18 protein-coding genes are annotated in these 22,823 nt (G+C 64.2%); 14 read left to right on the top strand and 4 right to left on the bottom strand.

The annotated features are described in order from the left end of the window. Window positions 1–176: 176 nt before the first annotated feature. The 7 genes from hisS (at window position 177) to NKI67_RS32390 (ending at window position 12,018) form a co-directional block, all read left to right on the top strand. On the top strand, window positions 177–1,736 hold the full coding sequence (gene hisS, locus NKI67_RS32420) for a histidine--tRNA ligase (RefSeq protein ID WP_023677126.1): 1,560 nt from the start codon (window positions 177–179) through the stop codon (window positions 1,734–1,736). A 171-nt stretch (window positions 1,737–1,907) separates the two neighbouring features. Beyond that, a complete protein-coding gene (locus NKI67_RS32415; RefSeq protein WP_023677127.1) occupies window positions 1,908–3,026 on the top strand; it encodes an ATP phosphoribosyltransferase regulatory subunit in 1,119 nt (372 codons plus the stop codon). Next, window positions 3,023–3,724 carry an ATP phosphoribosyltransferase gene (gene hisG, locus NKI67_RS32410; protein ID WP_023677128.1) on the top strand — a complete coding sequence of 234 codons (702 nt, stop codon included), beginning with the start codon at window positions 3,023–3,025 and terminating at the stop codon, window positions 3,722–3,724. Before NKI67_RS32415 ends, hisG begins: the two co-directional genes overlap by 4 nt. Window positions 3,725–4,125: 401 nt before the next feature. Next, window positions 4,126–5,892 (top strand): AMP-binding protein, encoded by a 1,767-nt coding sequence (locus tag NKI67_RS32405; RefSeq protein ID WP_023677129.1) that lies wholly within the window; start codon window positions 4,126–4,128, stop codon window positions 5,890–5,892. Window positions 5,893–5,980: 88 nt separating this feature from the next. Continuing rightward, a complete protein-coding gene (locus tag NKI67_RS32400; RefSeq protein WP_023677130.1) occupies window positions 5,981–7,084 on the top strand; it encodes a calcium:cation antiporter in 1,104 nt (367 codons plus the stop codon). A 627-nt stretch (window positions 7,085–7,711) separates the two neighbouring features. Next, entirely contained in the window at window positions 7,712–8,818 is a 1,107-nt protein-coding gene (locus NKI67_RS32395; RefSeq protein WP_051406143.1) for an efflux RND transporter periplasmic adaptor subunit, read from the top strand. Continuing rightward, the gene (locus tag NKI67_RS32390; protein WP_023677132.1) at window positions 8,815–12,018 is read left to right on the top strand and encodes an efflux RND transporter permease subunit; all 3,204 of its coding nucleotides are present in this window, start codon (window positions 8,815–8,817) and stop codon (window positions 12,016–12,018) included. Before NKI67_RS32395 ends, NKI67_RS32390 begins: the two co-directional genes overlap by 4 nt. A 411-nt stretch (window positions 12,019–12,429) precedes the next feature. On the opposite strand, the gene NKI67_RS32385 is transcribed toward NKI67_RS32390, so the two are convergent. Continuing rightward, the gene (locus NKI67_RS32385) at window positions 12,430–13,071 is read right to left on the bottom strand and encodes a peroxiredoxin-like family protein (RefSeq protein WP_023677134.1); all 642 of its coding nucleotides are present in this window, start codon (window positions 13,069–13,071) and stop codon (window positions 12,430–12,432) included. Window positions 13,072–13,486: 415 nt separating this feature from the next. Here NKI67_RS32385 and NKI67_RS32380 point away from each other — a divergent pair, with 415 nt between their 5' ends. Next, complete coding sequence (locus NKI67_RS32380; protein ID WP_023677135.1) at window positions 13,487–14,089, top strand: cupin domain-containing protein; 603 nt, start codon at window positions 13,487–13,489, stop codon at window positions 14,087–14,089. Window positions 14,090–14,148: 59 nt separating this feature from the next. Here the strand turns inward: NKI67_RS32380 and NKI67_RS32375 are convergent, their stop codons facing one another. Then, window positions 14,149–15,057 (bottom strand): hydrogen peroxide-inducible genes activator, encoded by a 909-nt coding sequence (locus tag NKI67_RS32375; protein WP_023677136.1) that lies wholly within the window; start codon window positions 15,055–15,057, stop codon window positions 14,149–14,151. A gap of 147 nt (window positions 15,058–15,204) precedes the next feature. Here NKI67_RS32375 and katG point away from each other — a divergent pair, with 147 nt between their 5' ends. Beyond that, a complete protein-coding gene (gene katG / locus NKI67_RS32370; RefSeq protein ID WP_023677137.1) occupies window positions 15,205–17,403 on the top strand; it encodes a catalase/peroxidase HPI in 2,199 nt (732 codons plus the stop codon). A 79-nt stretch (window positions 17,404–17,482) separates the two neighbouring features. On the opposite strand, the gene NKI67_RS32365 is transcribed toward katG, so the two are convergent. After that, a complete protein-coding gene (locus tag NKI67_RS32365; RefSeq protein ID WP_023677138.1) occupies window positions 17,483–18,160 on the bottom strand; it encodes an MIP/aquaporin family protein in 678 nt (225 codons plus the stop codon). A gap of 345 nt (window positions 18,161–18,505) precedes the next feature. On the opposite strand from NKI67_RS32365, the gene NKI67_RS32360 reads away from it, so the two are divergent. The 3 genes from NKI67_RS32360 to NKI67_RS32350 all read left to right on the top strand — a co-directional run bounded on the left by NKI67_RS32360 (window position 18,506) and on the right by NKI67_RS32350 (window position 21,081). After that, window positions 18,506–19,795: an RsmB/NOP family class I SAM-dependent RNA methyltransferase gene (locus tag NKI67_RS32360; RefSeq protein ID WP_023677139.1), complete on the top strand. Its 1,290-nt coding sequence runs from the start codon at window positions 18,506–18,508 to the stop codon at window positions 19,793–19,795. 125 nt (window positions 19,796–19,920) lie between these two features. Continuing rightward, window positions 19,921–20,379 carry a PaaI family thioesterase gene (locus NKI67_RS32355; protein WP_023677140.1) on the top strand — a complete coding sequence of 153 codons (459 nt, stop codon included), beginning with the start codon at window positions 19,921–19,923 and terminating at the stop codon, window positions 20,377–20,379. A gap of 27 nt (window positions 20,380–20,406) precedes the next feature. Then, window positions 20,407–21,081: a 5'-methylthioadenosine/S-adenosylhomocysteine nucleosidase gene (locus tag NKI67_RS32350; RefSeq protein ID WP_023677141.1), complete on the top strand. Its 675-nt coding sequence runs from the start codon at window positions 20,407–20,409 to the stop codon at window positions 21,079–21,081. Here NKI67_RS32350 and NKI67_RS32345 read toward each other — a convergent pair. Continuing rightward, window positions 21,053–21,379, bottom strand: coding sequence for a hypothetical protein (locus NKI67_RS32345; protein ID WP_023677142.1), 327 nt, complete (start codon window positions 21,377–21,379; stop codon window positions 21,053–21,055). The two genes, NKI67_RS32350 and NKI67_RS32345, sit on opposite strands and share 29 nt — an antisense overlap. Before the next feature lie 71 nt (window positions 21,380–21,450). Here NKI67_RS32345 and NKI67_RS32340 point away from each other — a divergent pair, with 71 nt between their 5' ends. Next, window positions 21,451–21,984, top strand: coding sequence for a MarR family winged helix-turn-helix transcriptional regulator (locus NKI67_RS32340; RefSeq protein WP_245274715.1), 534 nt, complete (start codon window positions 21,451–21,453; stop codon window positions 21,982–21,984). 55 nt (window positions 21,985–22,039) lie between these two features. Next, the coding region (gene guaA / locus NKI67_RS32335) for a glutamine-hydrolyzing GMP synthase (RefSeq protein ID WP_352648894.1) at window positions 22,040–22,823 on the top strand (784 nt) is incomplete at its 3' end.

Raw genomic sequence — 22,823 nt, 5'->3', positions numbered from 1 at the left:
TCCGCCATCCCGAATCTCCCTGCTTCGACCATCATCACAGAATCACCAATCGGCTTCTGTGCAAAGGTCTCACAAGGGGAGAAGGAGAGCCGCAAACCCTTGCCTTCTCCGGGCTGCATCGGTAGGACACGCCGACCCGAAATAAGTCACCGTTTACATAGCAAAGTACCCATCCCATGGCCGACAAATCCGAAAAGATGAAAGCGCGCCTGCCGCGTGGCTTTGTCGACCGCGGCGCCGACGATCTCCGCGCTGTCGAGAAGATGATGGCGACGATACGCTCGGTCTTTGAGCTTTACGGTTTCGAGCCGGTCGACCAGCCGCTGATCGAATACACCGATGCGCTCGGCAAATTCCTGCCAGACCAGGACCGGCCGAACGAGGGCGTGTTCTCGTTTCAGGACGATGACGATCAGTGGCTGTCGCTGCGCTACGACCTGACCGCGCCAATGGCGCGCTTCGTCGCCGAGAATTTCGAGCGCCTGCCGAAGCCGTATCGCAGCTATCGCTCCGGCTGGGTGTTCCGCAACGAGAAGCCCGGTCCCGGCCGCTTCCGCCAGTTCATGCAGTTCGACGCCGACACGGTCGGCACGCCGGGTGTCGCGGCCGATGCCGAGATGGCGATGATGATGGCCGATGTGATGGAGGCGCTCGGCATCAAGCGCGGCGATTACGTCGTCCGCGTCAACAACCGCAAAGTGCTCGATGGCGTGCTGGAGGCGATCGGCCTCGGCGGCGACGAGAACGCTGGCCGCCGGCTGCAGGTGCTACGGGCGATCGACAAGCTGGACAAGCTGGGCGTCGAGGGGGTTCGTCTGCTTTTGGGCGCCGGGCGCAAGGACGAGAGCGGTGATTTTACCAAAGGTGCCGGGCTGGGTAACGCGCAAGTCGATGTTGTGATCAGCTATTTCACGGTCATGGCGCAGCATGATCCCGAACAAATTGTCCAGACACTGGGATCTATCACCCCAGGGCTCAGCAATCTTGTCGAGGAAAGGAAACTCGAACATCTGGGCATAACGAATGCCTCGTTTGTTGAGGGTCTTGCAGAGTTGGAGCAGATAAGAACCATGGTCGCACAAAGCGGCTACGGTGAGGATCGCATCCGCATCGATCCCTCCGTCGTGCGTGGCCTCGAATATTACACCGGCCCGGTCTACGAAGCCGAGCTGCTGGCCGAAATCCCCAATGAGGACGGCCAGATCGTGCGCTTCGGCTCGGTTGGCGGCGGCGGCCGTTATGACGGTCTCGTCTCGCGCTTTCGCGGCGAGCCGGTGCCGGCGACCGGTTTTTCGATCGGCGTCTCGCGGCTGATGACGGCGCTGAAGAACCTCGGCAAGCTCGATACTTCCGATGTCATCGCGCCGGTCGTCGTGCTGACCATGGACAGGGATACGGAAAGCCTCGGCCGCTACCAGAAGATGGTGGCCGAGCTGCGCGCCGCCGGCATCCGCTCGGAAATGTATCTCGGCGGCGCCGGCATGAAGGCGCAGCTGAAATATGCCGACCGCCGCGGCAGCCCGGTCGCCGTCATCCAGGGCGGCGACGAGCGCGCCAAGGGCGAGGTGCAGATCAAGGACCTGATCGAGGGCGCGAAGATGTCGGCCGAGATCGCCGACAACGCCGAATGGCGCGCCGCACGACCGGCGCAGGTGACCGTGGCGGAAGGCAATCTGGTCGCCGAGGTGAACAAGATACTGGCGGCGCAGGCCGAGGAGCGGGCGCGTGGCAAGTAGGGCGCCGCTTCCTTCTCCCCTTGTGGGAGAAGGTGGCCGAGCGAAGCTCGGTCGGATGAGGGGTGTTCCAGGGAACGCCGACGCCTCATTTCTTCCGGCACCCCTCATCCGTCTTGGCGCGTCGCGCCAATCCACCTTCTCCCACAAGGGGAGAAGGGGAGGTGGCGTTTTATGACCCCCCGCCCCGCCATCGCATCCGACATCGCGACGCTCTTCGCCGCGCGCAACACCCATGCGGTCGAGGTCGCCGTGCTGCAGCCGGCCGATCCGTTCCTCGACATGGCCGGCGAGGATTTGCGGCGCCGCATCTTTCTCACCGAGAGCGAGACCGGGCAGACGCTTTGCCTGCGGCCGGAATTCACCATTCCGGTCTGCCTCGACCACATTGCCAGCCAGGCCGGCACGCCGCGCCGCTATTCCTATCTCGGCGAGGTGTTTCGCCAGCGCCGCGAGGGCGGCAACGAGTTCTTCCAGGCCGGCATCGAAGATCTCGGCGACCGCGACACAGCCGCCGCCGACGCGCGTTCGCTGGCCGATGCGCATGCGCTGCTGTCGCTGGTGCTGCCCGGCCGGGAGCTGGCGGTGACGCTCGGCGACCAGACCATTTTCGAGGCGGTGCTTGCAGCGCTTGGCCTGCCGCGCGGTTGGCGCATGCGGCTGGCGCGCGCCTTCGGCTCGGCGCCGATGCTGGAGGCGGCGCTTGCCGACCTCGCCAATCCGCCGCGCAACAGCCAGCTTGCCGGCCCGGTCGCAGCCCTTGTCCTCGATGGCGATCTCGACAGCCTTTCGGCGCATATCGCCGGCGGCATGGAAGAGGCCGGGCTGTCGGCAACGGCCGGGCGTTCGCCGTCCGAGATTGCGCGGCGCCTGATCGAGAAGGCCGAATTGCGCAGCGTACGGCTGTCGAACGAGGCGTTTGCGGCACTAAAGAGTTTCCTGGCGATCGACGTGCCGCTCGACAACGCCGCCGGAGCGCTCGAACGTTTTGCAGCCGATGCCGGGCTTTCACTGGGGGCTGCGCTGGAGAATTTCGCAGCCCGCGCCGCGGCCATAGAACGCCTCGGCCTGCCGATGTCTGAAATCAGCTACGATGCCGCCTTCGGCCGGCCGCTCGATTACTACACCGGCCTCGTCTTCGAGATCGCGGCGCAGGATGGCGACCGGCCGCTCGCCGGTGGTGGCCGCTACGACCGGCTGCTGACACTGCTCGGCGCCAAAACGCCGATCCCCGGTGTCGGTTTTTCCGTCTGGCTCGACCGCATCGAGGCGCTGCGGGAGACGGCGCCATGATCACGCTGGCGATCCCGTCGAAGGGCCGGCTCAAGGAGCAGGCGCTGGAGGTGCTGGCCAAGGCCGGGCTTGCCGTCAGCCTGCCCGGCGACGAGCGCAAATATCGCGCCCGCATCGACGGCCTTGACGGCGTCGAGATAGCGTTCCTGTCTGCCTCGGAGATATCAGGCGAAATCGGCCAGGGCTCGGTCGATCTCGGCATCACCGGCGAGGATCTGCTTCGCGAAAACCTTGCCGATTGCGAGGCGCGCGCCGAAATCATCGCCCGCCTCGGTTTCGGCAATGCCGATGTCGTCGTCGCCGTGCCCGATATCTGGCTCGATGTCGACACCATGGCCGACCTCGACGACGTCGCCGCCGATTTCCGCCAGCGCCACGGCCGCCGGCTCAGGATCGCCACCAAATACTGGCGCCTGACCCAGCAGTTCTTTTCGCAAAAGCACGGCATCCAGGTCTACCGCATCGTCGAAAGCCTGGGTGCCACCGAAGGCGCGCCGGCGGCCGGGTTGGCCGATATCGTCGTCGACATCACCACGTCAGGCTCGACCTTGCGCGCCAACCATCTCAAGGTGCTGGCCGATGGGCTCATCCTGCGCTCGCAGGCCTGTCTCGTCGCGTCGAGGAAGCAGCGCGCTGTGGCCGACGAGGCGACTTTGCGCGATATTGCGGCCAGGATGGCATCGGTGAATTCAGGCTGACGTCGCCAATCTCCCCCCTTGAGGGGGAGAGGTCGCCTAAGGCGACTTAGGGGGTCGGTACGTCTTGACGCGACTCTCCTAACGGCAGGCAGGTGCTCCACGCGAGACGACCCCCTCTGGCCTGCCGGCCATCTCCCCCTCAAGGAGGGAGATTGGCAGCTTGGCCGCTGGAACCGACCTGAAGCGATTTTCTTGACGTACAGCAATTTTGTTCTTGCTTTGTGCCGGCAGCTATGCTACTAATCTCGCTATGGTGCCAATTGGCCCCGAAGACCCGCCCTCCGTGGCGGGTTTTTTATTTTCGGCCCTTACAGGCGAGTTCCCACCCAGCCCTACCACCGGCGGGATTTCCACCACCCCGCCGGGCTGATAGGCTCGTTCTGTCTGCGGAGGACACGGCGATGCCGATCAATCTCGACGAGTTGAAGAATGCCACCAATTTGCGCTCCAAGCGCGATGGGGGTTCGTTCATTGCGCCGGTCGACGGCACGGCGCATGTCTCGGGCGAGCGCAGCGTGCCGCTGCTCAACCTGACCATCCCGGCGCTGTTTGCCGATACGGTCGGCAAATACGGCACGCTCGATGCCGCCGTCTTCGTCGAGCAGGACAAGCGCTTTACCTGGGAGGAACTGTCGGAGACGGTCGATGCGCTGGCCGCCGGCTTCCTGGCGCTCGGCCTCGAGAAAGGCGATCGCGTCGGCATCTGGTCGCCGAACCGCTGGGAATGGCTGGTGACGCAATTCGCCACCGCCCGCATCGGCCTGATCCTGGTCAACATCAACCCGGCCTATCGGTTGGTCGAGCTGGAATATGCCTTGAACAAGGTCGGTTGCAAGGCGCTGGTCACCGCCGCCAAGTTCAAGAGCTCCGACTATCTCGGCATGATCGAGACGCTGGCGCCGGAGATCGCCAAGGCCACCCCTGGCAAGCTCGACGCTAACAAGCTGCCGGCGCTGAAGACCGTTATCCGCATGGACGAGGAGAATTCGCCGGGCATGTTCAATTTCGCCGACGTGCTGGCAATGGCTGGGCGCGACGAGCATGACCGGCTCGACCGCATCTCCGACGGGCTGAAACCCGACGATGCCATCAACATCCAGTTCACCAGCGGCACGACTGGCGCGCCCAAGGGCGCGACGCTGACCCACAACAACATCGTCAACAACGGCAATTTCGTCACCGCGGCGATCCGACTCACCGTCGACGACCTGCTGTGCATTCCGGTGCCGCTCTACCATTGCTTCGGCATGTCGATGGGCACGATGGGCTGCGTCACCAAGGGCGCGACCATGGTTTTCCCGAGCGAGGGGTTCGATGCCGGCGCCACCCTGAAGGCGGTGGCGACGGAACGCTGCACCGCGCTTTACGGCGTGCCGACCATGTTCGTCGGCCTGCTCGACCATCCGGAGTTCGCCTCCTTCGATCTCACCAGCCTGCGCACCGGCATCATGGCCGGCTCGCCATGCCCGATCGAGGTGATGAAGAAGGTGGTGTCGCTGATGCATATGGCAGAGGTGACCATCGCCTACGGCATGACCGAGACCAGCCCGGTGTCGTTCCAGAGCAGCGTCGACGACCCGCTGGAAAAGCGCGTCTCGACCGTCGGCCGCGTCCATCCGCATGTCGAGGTCAAGGCCATCGACGCCGAAGGCGCCACCGTCGCGGTCGGCGCGCCGGGCGAGCTCTGCACGCGCGGCTATTCCGTGATGAAGGGCTATTGGGACGACGAGCAGAAGACCCGCGAGGCCATCGACGCCGACGGCTGGATGCACACGGGCGACCTCGCCACCATTGACGCCGAGGGCTATTGCAACATCGTCGGCCGGGTCAAGGACATGGTCATCCGCGGCGGCGAGAACGTCTATCCACGCGAGGTCGAGGAATTCCTCTATCGCCACCCCAAGATCAAGGAGGTGCAGGTGTTCGGCATTCCCGACCCGAAATATGGCGAGGAGCTGTGCGCCTGGATCGTGCTGAAGCCCGGCCAGATCACCACCGAGCAGGAGATCAAGGCGTTCTGCGCCGGCCAGATCGCCCATTTCAAGATCCCGCGCTACATCCGCTTCCGCACCGAATTGCCGATGACGGTGACCGGCAAGCCGCAGAAATTCCTGATGCGCCAGGCGATGGTCGACGAGCTGGGATTGGTGACGCAGAAGACGGCTTGAGGGCGAGGCGCTTCAGGCTTTCGCAGGGTTCGCAGGAGGGGCTTGCCCAGAAGGGACTTGCAAAAGGGGCTTGCGGAAGGGGCTTGGAATGAGTGGTTTCGCAAGATCGGCGGTTTCGTACGGCATGCCGTTGGCCGCGCTGGCGATGGCTGTCGCGGTCAGGGCCAGCGGGGTGTCGGTCGACGAAGGGTCGCTGGGCACCAGGATGTTTATCGGCGCGCTGTCGAGCGCGATCATGTTCATCACCATTTTCGTGGTGCTCGACCACGCCGAGGCGGTGGCCAGGCGGGTTGGCGAGCCGTACGGCACGTTGGTGCTGACCATCGCCGTGACGGCAATCGAAGTGTCGATCATCGTTTCCATCATGCTGCACGGAGCCAACAACCCGACGCTTGCGCGCGAATCCGTGTTCTCGACGGTGATGATCACCTCCACCGGTGTTGTCGGCATGTGCCTGACGTTTGGCGGCTGGCGCCATCGCAAGCAGGCAATCGTCCGCCAAGGGACCAGCGCCTATCTGGCGGTGCTGGTCGCGCTGAGCGTCATGACGCTCATTCTGCCGACCTACACGCGAACCACCGATCCCGGCACGTTCTCGGCCGCGCAACTTGGCTTCGTCAGCGTGCTTTCGGTGCTGCTCTATACCGGTTTTCTGTTCGCGCAGACTGTCCGCCACCGCGACGATTTCATCGACGGGCAAGCGCATGGCGCCGCAGTGCGAACCGACGCTCACGAAAGCGTCGCCGCCGGCGCTGTTCTCCTGCTGATCGGGCTGATCGGCATCGTCATGCTGGCCGAACAGGTCGCAGCCAGCGTCGAAGATGCGCTCGTCGCCTACCAGGTGCCGCAGGCCGACGCCATTGTCGGCGCAATGATCGCCGCGCTGGTCTTGATGCCGGAGGCCATTTCGGCGGTTCGTGCCGCACTCAACAACGAGCTGCAGCGCGGCCTGAACGTCGCCATGGGCTCGGCCTGTGCCACGATCGGCCTGACAATACCGGCAATCGCCGCCGCCAGCCTGCTGACCGGAAGAGGCCTGACCCTGGGGCTGCCGGCGACCGACACGGTGCTTTTGGTTCTGGCGCTCTTCATCTGCAATGTAAGCTTTAGCACCGAGAGAACGACGTTCTTGACCGGCTTGGTGCATCTGGTGGTGTTTTTTACTTGGGTGTTTTTGATATTTGTGCCGTGAGGGTTGGGGGGGAGGTGGCAAACCACTATCGACCGGTTTTCGAACGAGCGGTCATCCGTTTCCGCATTGAGTTGCGAAGTAGGCGAGCCGCAGAAGTTCCGGATGAGGCGATGGTCGAGAATTGAGAGTGGTGACAGCAAAGACGGCTTGAGGGGTGGGCGCCAATTTGTCTCCTTTGCGCCGTGGGCGGACGCTTAGCACCAAGGCCTTGAACGTCTCGATCTGCAGCCGATTGCGGAATGGCGGCTTTAACGTTTGAAGAAGGATTGCGGACGTTCAGCCCGACGGGACCAAGGTCTGCTCCCGGGTCTAGCCGTCCCGTCTCAATGGCGTCCCGGACCGCCCGGTGGATCTGCGTTGCCAGTGGCGGGTGGCGGGGCAGCCACAGGGTGGACATTTCGGCCCACATGGAAAATGATCATGTTGCCATGCACAACACTGCAGTGCTCTGATCTCGACGAAAAGCCTGAGCGTAGAAGCGGATCAACCGACCTCCGGGTCCAGCGAGCGAGGACGCAAATGGACACCCCAGAGAATGGGCAATTGCATCGCGACGCGGGCGGGCGACCCTGTCGATCGGCCGGCTGGCTTCCCCGCGCCGCCGTGTCGGCGGCATTCCTGCTCGGCATGGCTTTCAGCAGCACTGCGTTTGCGCAGGACCAGCAGCTACCCGTGGTGACAGCGGCCAAGCCGGTGGTCCGTGAAATCGTCGAAGACGACGAGTTCGTCGGGCGCTTCGAAGCCGTCGACCAGGTCGCCATCCGTTCGCGCGTCAGCGGCTATCTGGACAAGGTCAGCTTCCAGGACGGCGCACTGGTCAATAAGGGCGACCTGCTCTTCACCATCGACGAGCGTCCGTACCAGGCGGCTTATGATGCCGCCAAGTCGCAAGTGGACGTCGCCAAGAGTCTGCTCGAATTCTCCAAGATGCAGCTGGATCGCGCCGACGAACTCGCCAAGACCGGCAATATCTCAACCGCGACGGTCGACGACCGCCGGCGGGAATACCTTTCGGCGCAGGCGCAGATGCAGGGCGCGACGGCTGCCCTGACGACGGCCAGCCTGAACATGGAATTCACCGAGATCAAGGCACCCTTGTCCGGCCGCATCGACCGCCGGCTGGTGTCGGTCGGCAACCTCGTGCAGCCGGATTCCACCTTGCTGACGACCATCGTTACGCGCGATCCGATCGACTTCTATTTCGACGTCGATGAGCGCCTGTATTTCAGCTATGCCCGCGACGCGAAGGAGCGCGGCGGCAGCATGCAGGAAGGCGCCGGCGGGCTCGAGGTGGTGGTGCGCGTCGCCGACCGCGCGGAGGCGGTATTCAAAGGCAAGCTCGATTTTGCCGAGAACCGGATCGACAACGCGACCGGCACCATGCGGGTACGTGCAAGGTTTCCCAACGCCGATGGCATTCTCCAGCCAGGCATGTTCGGGCGCATCAACGTGCCGGGGTCCCTGCCGCATAGCGGCGTGCTGGTGCCCGACGAGGCGATCGGCGCCGATCAGGATCGCCGCATCGTGTTCCTGGTGGATGAGGCCGGGATGGTGTCGGCGAAGCCCGTGCGCACCGGCCCGCTTCTCGACGGCTACCGGGTCATCCGCCAGGGCCTGACCGGCGACGAGACAATCATCGTCAAAGGGCTGATGCACGCCAGGCCGGGCACCAAGGTGAAGGTCGAGATGGTGACGTTGCCGCCCAAGGCCGAGACCGCCGAGTTGCAGCAATGAGGTTCGCACATTTCTTCGTCGACCGTCCGATCTTCGCATCGGTCGTTTCGATCGTCCTGCTGATCCTCGGCGGGATTGCTTATACCCAGCTGCCGGTCGCGCAATATCCCGAGATCGCGCCGCCGACCATCGTCGTTCGCGCGCAGTATCCGGGCGCCGACGCCGAGACGGTCGCAGCGACGGTGGCAACGCCGATCGAGCAGGAGATCAACGGCGTCGAGGGCATGCTCTACATGTCGTCCTATTCGTCGGGCGACGGGGCGATGGCGCTGACCATCACCTTCAAGCTGGGCACCGATCTCGACCAGGCTCAGGTGCTGGTGCAGAACCGCGTGTCGGTCGCCGAGCCGCGCCTGCCCGAAGAAGTCCGCCGCCTCGGCATCACCACCACCAAGAGCTCGCCCGACCTGATGATGGTCGTGCACATGCTGTCGCCCGACAATACCTACGACCAGCTCTACGTCTCGAACTACGCCCGCTCGCGGGTGCGCGACATACTGCTCAGACTAGACGGCGTCGGCGACCTCATCATCTTCGGCGAACGCGAATATTCGCTGCGCATCTGGCTCGATCCGGAAAAACTGTCCGCCCTGGGGATGACCTCGGGCGATGTGGTGCAGGCGCTGCGCGACCAGAACGTCCAGGTGTCGGGCGGCTCGATCGGCGCGCCGCCGACCAGCACCGGCACGGCGTTCCAGTACACGGTCACCACGCAAGGCCGCTTCAACGACGCACGCGACTTCCGATACGTGATCGTCAAATCGACCGACGACGGCCGCCTGATCTCGCTGCAGGACGTGGCGCGCATCGAGCTCGGCGCCAAGGATTACGTCACCAACTCCTATCTCAACGGCAAACCGGCGGTGGCGCTCGCCATCTTCCAGCGGCCGGGCACCAATGCGCTCGCCGCAGCCGCGGAGATCCAGGACAAGATGAAGGAGCTTTCCCGCGACTTCCCGAGGGGGTTGAGCTACGACATCGTCTACAATCCGACTGAGTTCGTCGCCGAGTCGATCCAGGAGGTCTACAAGACGATTCTCGAGGCGATGCTGCTGGTCATCATCGTCATCATCGTCTTCCTGCAATCGTGGCGCATGGCGATCGTGCCGATCGTGGCGATCCCCGTGTCGCTGATCGGCACGCTGGCGGTGCTTTACGCCGCCGGCTTCTCGCTCAACATGCTGACGCTGTTCGGCCTAGTTCTGGCGATCGGCATCGTCGTCGACGATGCGATCGTCGTGGTCGAAAACGTCGAGCGCAATATCGCCAGAGGGCTGGCGCCCAATCCGGCGTCGCACCTGACCATGGACGAAGTCGGAACGGCCGTCATCGCGATCTCGCTGGTGCTGATAGCCGTGTTCGTACCGACAGCCTTCATCCCCGGCATTTCTGGGCAGTTCTATCTGCAGTTTGCGATCACCATCGCGGTGTCGACGGCGATCTCGGCATTCAATTCGCTGACGCTTTCGCCGGCGCTGGCCGCACTGCTGTTCAAGCCGCATCACGCCGCGGCGGCGCCGCCGCGCTTTTTCCTGGCGCGGTTCGGACGGGCGCTCGCCGACGGCTTCAATCGCGGCTTCGACAGGGTCGCCCATTGGTATTCGAGCATCATCCGCGTGCTGGTCGGCTCGTGGATAACGATCGCCGCCATGCTGGCCGTTTTCGCGGCCCTCATCTACGCCACGGTCTACATGGTGCAGTCGGTGCCGCGCGGTTTCATTCCGTCGCTTGACCAGGGCTATGCGATCGTCGTCATCCAGTTGCCGGACGGCGCTTCGCTGTCGAGGACCGATGCGGTCATCCAGCAGGCGTCGCAGATCATCCAGAAAACGCCAGGCGTCGACTACGCAGTCGCCTTCGCCGGCTTCTCCGGCGCGACCTTCACCAACGCCAGCAACGCGGGCGTGATCTTCGCCAGGTTCAAGCCGTTTGACGAGCGACTGAAAGCCGGCCAGTCGGCGACCCAGGTCATCGGCAATCTGTTCGGCAGCCTGCAAAGCATCAAGGAAGCCTTCATTATCGCACTGCCGCCGCCGCCGATCCGCGGCGTCGGCAATGCCGGCGGCTTCAAGCTGCAGATCCAGGAGCGCAACAGCGCCGACATGCGGCAGATCCTGGCGCTTGCCAACGAAATCGCCGGCAAGGCCAACAAGACGCCGGGGCTGACGGGCGTGTTCACCACGTTCTCCGCGTCGAGCCCGCAATTCTTCCTGGCGATCGATCGCGACAAGGCGCGCATCCTGAACGTGCCGATCCCCAACATCTTCGAGGCGCTGTCGATCAATTTGGGCACTGCCTACGTCAACGACTTCAACGCTTTCGGGCGCGTCTACCAGGTGCGGGCGCAGGCCGACCAGGCGTTCCGTCTCGATCGCGCCGACATCTTGAAACTGAAGGTGCGCTCGGCGACCGGCGCGCTGGTTCCGCTCGGCACGTTGGTCGAGATCCGCGACGTCACCGGCCCGGCGCTGGTCCAGCGCTACAACATGTACGTCTCGGTGCCGCTGCAGGGCAACGCCGCGCCCGGCGTTTCCACGGGCGACGCGCTGGCATTGATGGAAGGGATCACGGCAAAGACGCTGCCGGCCGGTACCTCCTATGAATGGACCGAGCTCGCCTATCAGGAGCGCAACACCGGCAATGCCGCTGTCTATATCTTCGGACTGTCGGTGCTGTTCGTGTTCCTGGCGCTGGCGGCGCAATATGAAAGCTGGGTGCTGCCGTTCGCCATTGTGCTGGTGGTGCCGCTCGGCGTGCTCGCGGCGTTGCTCGGCGTGTCGCTCCGAGGGCTGGACAACAACATCCTCGTGCAGATCGGCCTCATCGTGCTAATCGGGCTTGCCGCCAAGAACGCGATCCTGATCGTCGAATTCGCGCGGCAGGCGCAGGAACGCGGCCTGTCGGCCGCCGAGGCTGCCGTCGAAGCCTGCCGGCTCAGGCTGCGGCCGATCCTGATGACCGCCTTCTCGTTCATCCTCGGCGTCGTGCCGCTGATGATTGCAACGGGCCCGGGCGCAGAAATGCGCCAGTCGCTCGGCACCGCGGTATTCTCCGGCATGCTCGGCGTCACCTTCGTCGGCCTGTTCCTGACGCCGGTGTTCTACGTCACGCTCAGGTCGCTGTTTTCACGGCGCAAGCCCCGTGCCGAGGCCGAGCCTTCGGGGCCGGCAGAGGCGCCATCGGAGACGGCCGCCGAGTAGGGTTACGAATTCGCCGCGTCGGGCGCGGCTTATCACTCCAGAAAATCGGCGCGGCGCGGCAACGGCCACGATCTGCGCGATCTCGGCGTCGAGGTGCGGCGGAGACCCTGCTCGGTCTGATCCAGCCTAACAGCCGCATCCAGTTCAGCGAGACGATGCCGGGCGGCGAGGCCAATGCGATCTTCTATCTGGTCGACCGGGCGGGGCTTGAGGGCGCAACCGCGACCTCCGGAGTCCTCGCTTGCGATGTCTGCTTTCAGGACGCGGAGAAGCTGATCTCTACGGCCGAGATCGGGCGCGAAGCGGTCATCCACGATCTTCAGGTTTTGACCCAGAACGGCCTTTCCCCGGTAGTGAGCGGGAAGGGCGCGGTCGTCGAGCGAGTTGTCAGCCGCCTATTTCCGCAGCCCATTAATGTGCAACTTGGGAAGCCGCTGACATCAATTCCTCCGGATTCGGCGCCTTGGGGGTATTGAGGCCAGCCTCCAGAACTTCAGTGAAGCTCCAGCGTACAATGCCCCCTCGGTCGATGAGAAACTGACCAACCAGCAGCTCCTTAGCGGAAGCCATCATCTGCTGATCGGCTTCCGTAATCTCATACCCCTCCTTCTTGTTGAGCAACTCGTTTATGGCGATGGGGTCCATAGGCTCGGGCAACTCACCCGGGAGATCGATACGGATCCCCATGACCTTGTCCATCCCGATCTCGCGCAAGCCGAAAGCACGGTGCGAGGCCCGCTCCGGGTCGGACGCGGCGAGAAGATCGGGTGTCGGATGGTAACGGAAATAGAGCCGTGCCCGCTCTACCGGCGTATTGACGACCGCCAGGCATTCGACGCCTTTCTCAGCCAGAGCCGGCTTGAGTTGCGCCATTGCCGCGACATTGCGCCGGCAGAACGCACAGTGCAGGCCTCGAAACAAGCCGATCAACAATGGGCTACGACCTCGAAAATCAGTGAGCGCGATTTTGCCTTCGCGGGAGATCGCATCGAGAATAATATTCGGTGCCCGGTCGCCCGGCTGCAGCGGACGTTCGACACTACTCGTGGACATGGACAACCTCCTCGCCCCGGATAAGCACGCCCAGCCATCCGGAGTTGAGTCCGTGCTGGGCGACGCCAGGGCAAAATTGCTTTCGACCTTTGTCATATTGCCGAGGTCGAGATTAGGCGCGTTGCAAATGCATCATAACACGAAAAAAGCCTCTGCGGGTCGCCCGTTTCGCGAGCTGTCGCGAGCGCTGTGGTAAAACAGTGTATCGTCTCATCCGTGCCATGGGACGACACAGCGGCGGGACCGATTGGATCTTCACATGCTTGCGGTGTTCAAGTCTTGAAACTTGGGCGGCTTCGATGTGCCCGGACGTCAAATGCCGACCGCACAGATCGCAGATCTCTGCCCTCAGCGGAACCGAGCGCCGTGCAGCCGGTTAATCGGCATGAAGCCACCACCAATCCAAGGCAGCATCATGAGCATTCTGCAAACCACGAAGAAAGCCGTCGAGCAGGTCACCGGTGCCGCCAGACCGGGCCGGCGAGAGGTCGCCGATCTTCTCCGGCCGCGCAAAGCGAATGAATTTCGGTTCTGGGATGATGGCCTTGTGCCCAACCATCCGTTCTGGCCGCTTGTCGTCTATCGCGGCGCCGTGAAGCTGCCCGAGGAATTCGATCCTGCGGCTGTCATGGAGGCGCTTTTCGAGGCAAATGGCTGGGGCGATAGCTGGCGCAACGGCATCTACGACTACGTCCACTACCATTCGCGGATACACGAGGTGCTCGGCGTCGCGCGCGGGACGGCGAAAGTCCGCTTTGGCGGCAACAAGGGACGAACGCTCCCCCTGAAGGCCGGCGACGTCGCGGTGCTTCCGGCCGGCACCGGGCACCAGCGTCTTTCCGCGTCCGACGATTTTCTGGTTGTCGGCGCCTATCCTCCATCCGGCACCTATGACCTGTGTACGACCGCCGCCGACCATGCCAAGGCAGTCGTCACGATCCCCAGGGTTGGCCGTCCGCGCAAGGACCCTGTCTATGGAAGCAACGGCCCGTTGCTCGCAGCCTGGGAAAAGGATTGAAGCCGTTCCTTTCTTGCGAGTTGGCTTCGGGGCTAAAACCGGATCCTTGACCCGCCGCTCTACGCTGCCAGCACCGCCGCATCCAGCCCGCGGATGATCTTGGCCAGTTCGACGCATTCGTCGTGGCGCACCTTGTTGCGCCGCCAGGCGAGGCAGATCGTGCGCTGCGGCATCGGTTCCTGGAACGCCACGATCTTCAAATCGGGGATAGTGCTGGCTGGCCCGGCCGCCATCTCGGGGATGAGCGTGACGCCGAGCCCATGCGCCACCATCTGTAAGAGCGTCGTCAGGCTGGTCGCGCCGTAGCTTGCCATCGCCACCGGCCGCACGCTGCCGCAGACGGCGAGCGCCTGTTCGCGCAGGCAATGGCCTTCCTCCAGCAGCATCAGCCGCTCCAGCGCCGGGCTTTCCGGCGGCACCGGCGGCGAGGCGAAGGCGGGGTCGCCGGCCGGCACGGCAAGGAAGAACCGGTCGGAGAAAAGTTCCTCGGTGACCAGGCCGGGGTAATCGAGGGGCAGTGCCGCGACGAAGGCGTCGAGCTTCCCCGAACTGGTGTCCTCGACCAGCGACGCGGTCACCGCCTCGCGCAGTTCCAGCTGCAAGGCCGGGAAATGCCGTTTCAGCTCCGGCAGCACATGCGGCAGCAGATAGGGCGCCACCGTCGGGATGATGCCGAGCCGGAAGCGGCCTTCCAGCGCCGGGCGGCCGCGCCGGGCCGTCGCCTCGACGTCGCGGACGTCGGCAAGAATGCGCTCGATGCGCGGCAGCAGGACCTGCGCTTCGTCGGTCATGCGCACCGATTTGCCGCCGCGCTCGAACAGACGGCAATTGAGCCGCAGCTCCATCTCGGCGATCTGCGCGGACAGCGCCGGCTGGCTGACGCCGGCGAGTTTTGCGGCACGGCCGAAATGCAGCGTCTGCGCCAGCGCCTCGAAATAATGCATCTGCCGGACGGTCAAACCGATCATAAGGAAAACCTATCAGAATAAACAGCAAAGGCAATTTGTCTTTATCGGCTGGGCGGGCTAGTCTGGAACCATTCCAAGATGGCGCGGCCGCTGGCCCTGCCCGGAAAATCAACAAAATCCCGGAAAATCAACAAATCGGAGGCAAAGATGGACGCGAAAACCGACGACAATAGCGCCGGCAAATGCCCGGTCCCACATGGACCGGCCGCCAGGACCAACCGCGACTGGTGGCCGAACCAGCTCGACCTTGGCGTCCTCCACCAGCAGTCCAGCCTCTCGGATCCGATGGACGAGGACTTCGACTACGCCAAGGAATTCAAGAGCCTCGATCTCGATGCGGTGATCAGGGATCTGCACCAGGTGATGACCGATTCGCAGGATTGGTGGCCGGCCGATTTCGGTCATTACGGCCCGCTCTTCATCCGCATGGCCTGGCACAGCGCCGGCACCTATCGCATCGGCGACGGCCGTGGCGGCGCCGGCGCCGGCCAGCAGCGTTTCGCGCCACTCAACAGCTGGCCGGACAACGCCAATCTCGACAAGGCGCGCCGGCTGCTGTGGCCGGTCAAGCAGAAATACGGCAGGAAAATCTCCTGGGCCGACCTGTTGATCCTCACCGGCAACGTCGCGCTGGAATCGATGGGCTTCAAGACGTTCGGCTTCGCCGGCGGCCGCGCCGATGTCTGGGAGCCGGAGCAGGACGTCGACTGGGGATCGGAAACCAAGTGGCTCGCCGACGAGCGCTATTCCGGCGACCGCGAACTTCACGGCCATCTCGGCGCCGTGCAGATGGGGCTGATCTACGTCAACCCGGAAGGGCCGAACGGCACGCCCGATCCATTGGCCGCGGCGCGCGATATCCGCGAGACCTTCGCCCGCATGGCCATGAACGACGAGGAAACCGTGGCGCTCATCGCCGGCGGTCACACCTTCGGCAAGACCCACGGCGCCGGTGATGCATCGCTGGTCGGGGCGGAGCCGGAAGGCGCCGGCATCGAGGCGCAGGGCCTCGGCTGGTCGAGCAAGCATGCCACCGGCATTGCCGGCGACGCCATCACCTCGGGCCTCGAGGTGACCTGGACCACGACGCCGACCAAGTGGAGCAACAACTTCTTCGACAATCTGTTCAACTACGAATGGGAACTGACCAAGAGCCCGGCCGGCGCCCAGCAGTGGACGCCGAAGGGCGGCGCCGGTGCAGGCTCCGTGCCGGACGCGCACGACCCGTCGAAGCGCCGCGCGCCGGCGATGCTGACCACCGACCTCGCTTTGCGCGTCGACCCGGCCTACGAGAAGATCTCGCGGCGCTTCCATCAGAATCCTGATCAGTTCGCCGATGCCTTCGCGCGCGCCTGGTTCAAGCTGACCCATCGCGACATGGGTCCGGCCCTCCGCTATCTCGGGCCGCTCGTGCCGAAGGAAGAGCTGATCTGGCAGGACCCGATACCGGCAATCGACCACGAGCTGGTCAGCGAACAGGACATCGCCTCGCTGAAGGCGAAGATCCTGGCCTCCGGCCTGTCCGTTTCCGAACTGGTCTCGACCGCCTGGGCCTCGGCCTCGACTTTCCGCGGCTCCGACAAGCGCGGCGGCGCCAACGGCGCCCGCATCCGCCTGGCGCCGCAGAAGGATTGGGAGGTCAACCAGCCGGCGCAGCTGGCCAAGGTGCTCGAGACACTCGAAGGCATCCAGAAGGGCTTCAATAACTCGCAGTCCGGCGGCAAGAAGATCTCTCTTGCCGACCTGATCGTTCTCGGCGGCGTCGCCGCGGTCGAGAAGGCGGCCAAGGACGGCGGCCATGACGTGCAGGTTCCTTTCACGCCGGGCCGCATGGACGCCTCGCAGGAACAGACGGATATCCAGTCCTTCGCCGCGCTCGAGCCGAAAGTCGATGGCTTCCGCAATTATGTCAGGGGTAAGCCGCCGATGTCGGTCGAAGCGATGCTGGTCGACCGGGCGCAGCTGCTGACCTTGACGGCGCCGGAGATGACGGTGCTCGTCGGCGGGTTGCGGGTGCTCGGCGCCAACAGCGGTCAGTCGAAGCACGGGGTGTTCACCGACAGGCCGGGCACGTTGACCAACGATTTCTTCGTCAATCTGCTCTCCATGAACACGGTCTGGGATCCGGCCGCCGGGTCCGATGAAGTCTACGAAGCACGCGACCGCAAGACCAGGGCGGTCAAGTGGACCGGCACCCGCGCCGACCTGATCTTCGGCTCGCACGCGCAATTGCGTGCGCTTGCCGAGGTCTACGGATCGGCCGACGCCGGGCAGAAGTTCGTCAGGGATTTCGCCGCCGCCTGGACCAAGGTGATGAACGCCGACCGTTTTGACCTCGCGGCCTGATCCGGGCATACGAATTTCTCGACGCAACAAAAAGGGCGCGGGTCTCGACCCGCGCCTTTTTCGTTGGGCTTCCGAAAAGTCAGTCTTTCTCGAAGATACCGGCCTTGGCGACCACGCCGGCAATGGCGCCGCCGATCAGCGGCGCGACGATGAACAGCCAGAGCTGGCCGATCGCCGCAGTTCCCGAAAACAGCGCCGGTCCGATCGAACGGGCCGGGTTGAGCGATGTGCCGGTCACCGGAATGATGGCGAAGTGTAGTCCGGCCAGCGTCAGGCCGATGACCAGGCCGGCGAAGGCCGTGGTGTGCTTGGCGTTGGTGACGCCGAGGATCACCGTGACGAAGGTGAAGGTGCCGATCAGCTCCCACAGGAAGGCCGAGCTGACGCCCCATTTCGTCACATCCCAGCCATTGGCGCCGAAGCCGCCGGTGTGGCCGCCCACCTGTCCGGAGACGATGATCCACAGTGCCAGCGACGCGATGATGGCGCCGATGACCTGCGCGATCCAATAGGGAATGACATCCCTGGCCGGCATCCGCCCGGCGAGGAACACACCGAGCGTCACCGCCGGATTGAGATGCGCGCCCGAAATCGGGCCGATCGCGTAAGCGGCCGCTATCAGGCCGATGCCGAACGCCAGACCGATACCTTCCTGGCCGAGCGGCAGCGCGCCGCCGAAGCCGCCCGTCACCACCGAAGCCGTGCCGATGAACACCAATAGAAACGTGCCTAGAACTTCCGCCAGATAAGTTTTCATTGCCCTCTCCTCGTATCGACCCGCGGCTCCGCTTTTTCTGCGACGCGAATCACCGCGCAAAGAGTATTCGCAACCGGAAAACTTGCAAAGCAGAGCAGTTGCGCAAGCCGCTATGCTTGTGAGCACCAGACACGCACATTAGAAACATATAATATATTGATCGAATTGTTTCGTACCGCATGCCGGCGCCCGCTTGGTGGCGGCGGCTCGCGATGCACCAACCCACATTCGTCACCCCTCCGCATGGATCGTCTCGCCGTCGGCGAAACAGAACTGTTTCAATCAGGGCACGAAAAGCTCTAAGAGCAGGGCCGGAATTAATTTGCTGAGTAATGGAAGACGACAATGAGACTGGGCGGGCGGCTGGCGGCAGCCATCGAAGTGCTTGACGATATTGGCCGGCGTCACCGGCCGGTGGCCGATGCGCTGAAGGACTGGGGCCTGTCGCACCGCTTCGCCGGTGGCGGCGACCGTGCCGCGATCGGCAACATCGTCTACGACGCGCTGCGCCGCAAGCGCTCCGCAGGCTGGCTGCTCGGCGAGGACACGCCGTGCGCCATCGGCTTCGGCGCGCTGCTGCTCGAATGGGGCCAGACGGCGCAGTCGCTGAACGAGGCGCTCGAGGGCGACAAGTTCGCGCCGCCGCTGCTTACCGCCGACGAACTGACAACGCTCGGCGGTCGCCGGCTTGCCGATGCGCCGCCGGCCGTCAGGGCAGACATCCCCGACTGGTGCATGCCGCTGTTCGAACGGGCGTTCGGCACGGCCTGGGTGGAAGAGGGTGCCGCGCTGGCGACACGCCCGCCGCTCGACCTCAGGGTCAACACGCTGAAGGCCGATCGCGGCAAGGTGCTGGCGGAACTGGCGGAGACCGGCGCCAAGCCTGCCCGGATCGCGCCGCACGGTATCCGCATCCCGCCGATCGAAGGCGACGGCAGGCACCCGAACGTGCAGGCCGAGCCGGCCTTCCAGAAAGGCTGGTTCGAGGTCCAGGACGAGGGTTCGCAGATTGCGGCTGAACTGGCCGGCGCCGAGCCTGGAATGCAGGTGCTCGACTTTTGCGCCGGCGCCGGCGGCAAGACGCTGGCGCTGTCCGCGGCGATGGATAATCGAGGCCAGATCTTCGCTCACGATGCGGAGAAGGCAAGGCTGGCGCCGATCTTCGACCGCATCCGCCGCTCGGAAAACCGCAATGTGCAGATCGTCACCAAGCCGGCCGAACTCGCGCCGCTCGGCAAGCATATGGACATCGTCCTGATCGATGCGCCCTGCACCGGCAGCGGCACCTGGCGGCGCCGGCCGGATGCCAAATGGCGGCTGACGCAAAGACAGCTCGACGCCCGCAAGGGCGAGCAGGAGACGATACTCGATGCCGCCAGGGACTTCGTCAAACCCGGCGGCCTGCTGGTCTACATCACCTGTTCGGTGTTCGACGAGGAGAATGGCGACCAGGTTTCGGCCTTCCGGGACCGCCATCCCGGTTTTGTCCCGCTCGATCACCGCCAGCTTTGGGACAGCCGTTTTGCGGGCCACGAAGCGGCAATGCGGATAGGCGCTGCGGGCGGCATTTCGCTGTCGCCGTTGCTGAGCGGCACCGACGGCTTTTACTTCTGCGCGCTGCGGCGGGCCGGCTGAATCGTTGCCATCGATACAGGGCTAAGCCGAATGCTGCAGTGCAGCATTTGCGATTGCCTGCCGCCCACCCCTCTGCGATAAATGCCTTTGCAATAAGATTTGTCGAGAAACGAAGGGCGACGGCCATGGCAGCAAAGATCGTTCCTGCTCCCGATTACGAGGACCGCGTCAGGACGTCCTTCGCGCGCCAGAACGCGATGATGACGATTGGCGCCGAGCTGACGCTGGTGACGCCCGGCATCATCGAGATCGAAATGCCCTATTCTGCGGCATTGACGCAGCAGCACGGCTTTCTCCATGCCGGCGTCATTTCGACGGCTCTCGACTCGGCCTGCGGCTATGCGGCATTCTCGCTGATGCCGGAAAATTCCGGCGTGCTGACCATCGAGTTCAAGGTCAATCTGCTGGCGCCGGGCAGGGGCGAGCGTTTCCTGTTTCGCGGCTCGGTTACCAAGCCCGGCCGCACCATCATCGTCGCCGACGGCCAGGCCTATGCGTTCGCCGTCGACGGCGAGGCCAAGCTGATCGCCACGATGACCGGAACGATGATGACAGTGCTCGGCCGCGACGGCATCGAGGGCTGAGGAACGGGCAGGGGAGGATGGACGATCATGGCCGGCAAGACACCTGGTGAGCTCACCCCGATCTCCGGCAGATCCGTTCTCTTCGTCATGGCGGCCGAAGCCGAATACGGTCCACACCTGCAGCGGCTGTTCACGCCGCTGCTGACCGGCGTCGGACCGGTCGAGGCCGGCGTCGGACTCAGCGCCGAACTATCCCGGCTGCATGCCGGGATGGCGCTGCCCGATCTAGTCGTGTCGCTCGGGTCGGCGGGCAGCCGGACGCTGGAGCAGACGGAAATCTACCAGGCCGTTTCAGTCGCCTACCGCGACATGGACGCCTCGCCCCTCGGGTTCGAGAAGGGCGCCACGCCGTTCCTCGACCTGCCTGTCAGCGTGCCGCTGCCGTTCAGGATACCAGGCGTCAGACAGGCGACGCTGTCGACCGGGGCGGCAATCGTCTCCGGCGCCGCCTACGACGCGATCGCCGCCGACATGGTCGATATGGAGACCTTCGCCTGCCTGCGCGCCTGCCAGCTGTTCGACGTGCCGCTTATCGGCCTGCGCGGCATTTCCGACGGGGCAGCCGATCTGAGGCATGTCGGCGACTGGACCGAATATCTGCACGTCATCGACGAGAAGCTGGCCGCGGCGGTGCAACTGCTGGAACAGGCGATCGCCTCGGGCGCGATCGACTTCAAGCTTGTTGGGGCGGCAGCTTCTTAGCGTTGCCGAACAGCACGCCGATCATCCTGAAGCGAACGGCGTTGTCGCGATTGATGTAAGTGACTGACCCGGGCTCGTGATCGAGGGTCCAGCGTCCGGTCGCGCCGGTGTCCCAGTCGGCGACATAACCGTCATCGAGCATCCGCCAGCGCCCGCTTCGCGCCTCGCCATCGTCGAGCAGCATGTGCGCGGCACCCTCGCTTTCAAAATAGACGTAAGCCTCCTTGCCGTTTCGTTCCAACACATGGGTCATGCCCGGAATGAGCATTGCAAGGGTTTCCTTCTGAAGTGCTGCCATGATTTCCTCCTGAATTGAAGTCGCCGATTGCCTTGACCGGCATCGCCACTTAGAGTGAACTAGTAGTCAAGATGCTTGACTATGTATCGGGCGAGAAGAATTTGGTCAAGGGCCTTGACGAAAAACCTGAAGCGCTGCCGGATCACATAGGTTGGCGGCTGTGGCAGGCGAGCCGCGCCTGGCAGACCGAGTTCGCCGCTGCGATGCGCGCTGCCGGCCATCACTGGTTCACCGAAGCGCGTGCCGGCCTGCTTGGACACATCCCGCGCGGCGGCATGCGCCAGTCGGCGCTGATCGAGCGCTCGGCGATCTCCAAGCAGGCGATTCAGCAATTGCTCGATGGCCTGGAGACGGAAGGTGTGTTGCAGCGTCTGCCCGATCCGCAAGACGGTCGCGGCAAGCTTGTGCGCTACACCCGCAAGGGCCTGGACGCCCTGCGCGATGGCGACCGCATCAAGCTGCAGATCGAACGGAGCTATGTTGCCCGCCTTGGTCACGAGCGTTTCGCGGCGCTGATGGGCGCCTTGCAGTCGCTCGATACAACGCAAACGGATGCATTGGACAAAGCCTCTGGCGTTCAGGACGACACACCGGAATCGAAGTGAAAGCGCGACCTCACAACCCATTGCGCCGACTCGTTTCTTTCTCTAAACGCTCGCCATGAAAACAGCCAATCATCCCGACACCGTCCTGATTGTCGATTTCGGCAGCCAGTTCACCCAGCTGATCGCCCGCCGCATCCGCGAGGCCGGCGTCTTTTCCGAGATCGTGCCCTTCCAGTCGGCCGAGGCGGCGTTCAAGCGCGTCAATCCGAAGGCGGTGATCCTGTCCGGCGGCCCGGCCTCGACCGGCGACATCGGCAGTCCGCGCGCGCCGCAGATCGTCTTCGACGCCGGCGTGCCGGTGCTCGGCATCTGCTATGGCCAGATGGCGATGTGCGTGCAGATGGGCGGCGTCGCCGAAAGCTCCGACCACCGCGAATTCGGCCGCGCCTTCGTCGAGATCGCCAAGGACAGCCCGTTGTTCGACGGCCTGTGGGCGCCCGGCCAGCGCCACCAGGTGTGGATGAGCCATGGCGACCGCGTCATCTCCCTGCCCAAGGGGTTCGAGGTGCTCGGAAAATCGGAGGGCTCGCCCTTCGCTATCTTCGGCAATGTCGAACGCAAAATGTACGGCCTCATGTTCCACCCCGAAGTGGTGCATACGCCGGACGGCGCCAGGCTGCTCCGCAACTTCGTCCACAACATCGCCGGCATCGAAGGCGACTGGACGATGCGCGCCTACCGCGAGCACGCGGTCGAGACGATCCGCAAACAGGTCGGCAAGGGCAAGGTGATCTGCGCGCTGTCGGGCGGCGTTGATTCCTCGGTCGCGGCCTTGCTGATCCATGAGGCGGTCGGCGACCAGCTCACCTGCATCCTTGTCGACCACGGTCTGATGCGCA

Origin of the sequence: Mesorhizobium sp. M0408 (genome assembly GCF_040321495.1) — a bacterium.
Lineage (GTDB): Bacteria > Pseudomonadota > Alphaproteobacteria > Rhizobiales > Rhizobiaceae > Mesorhizobium.
This window is presented reverse-complemented; position numbering and strand designations above follow the sequence as displayed.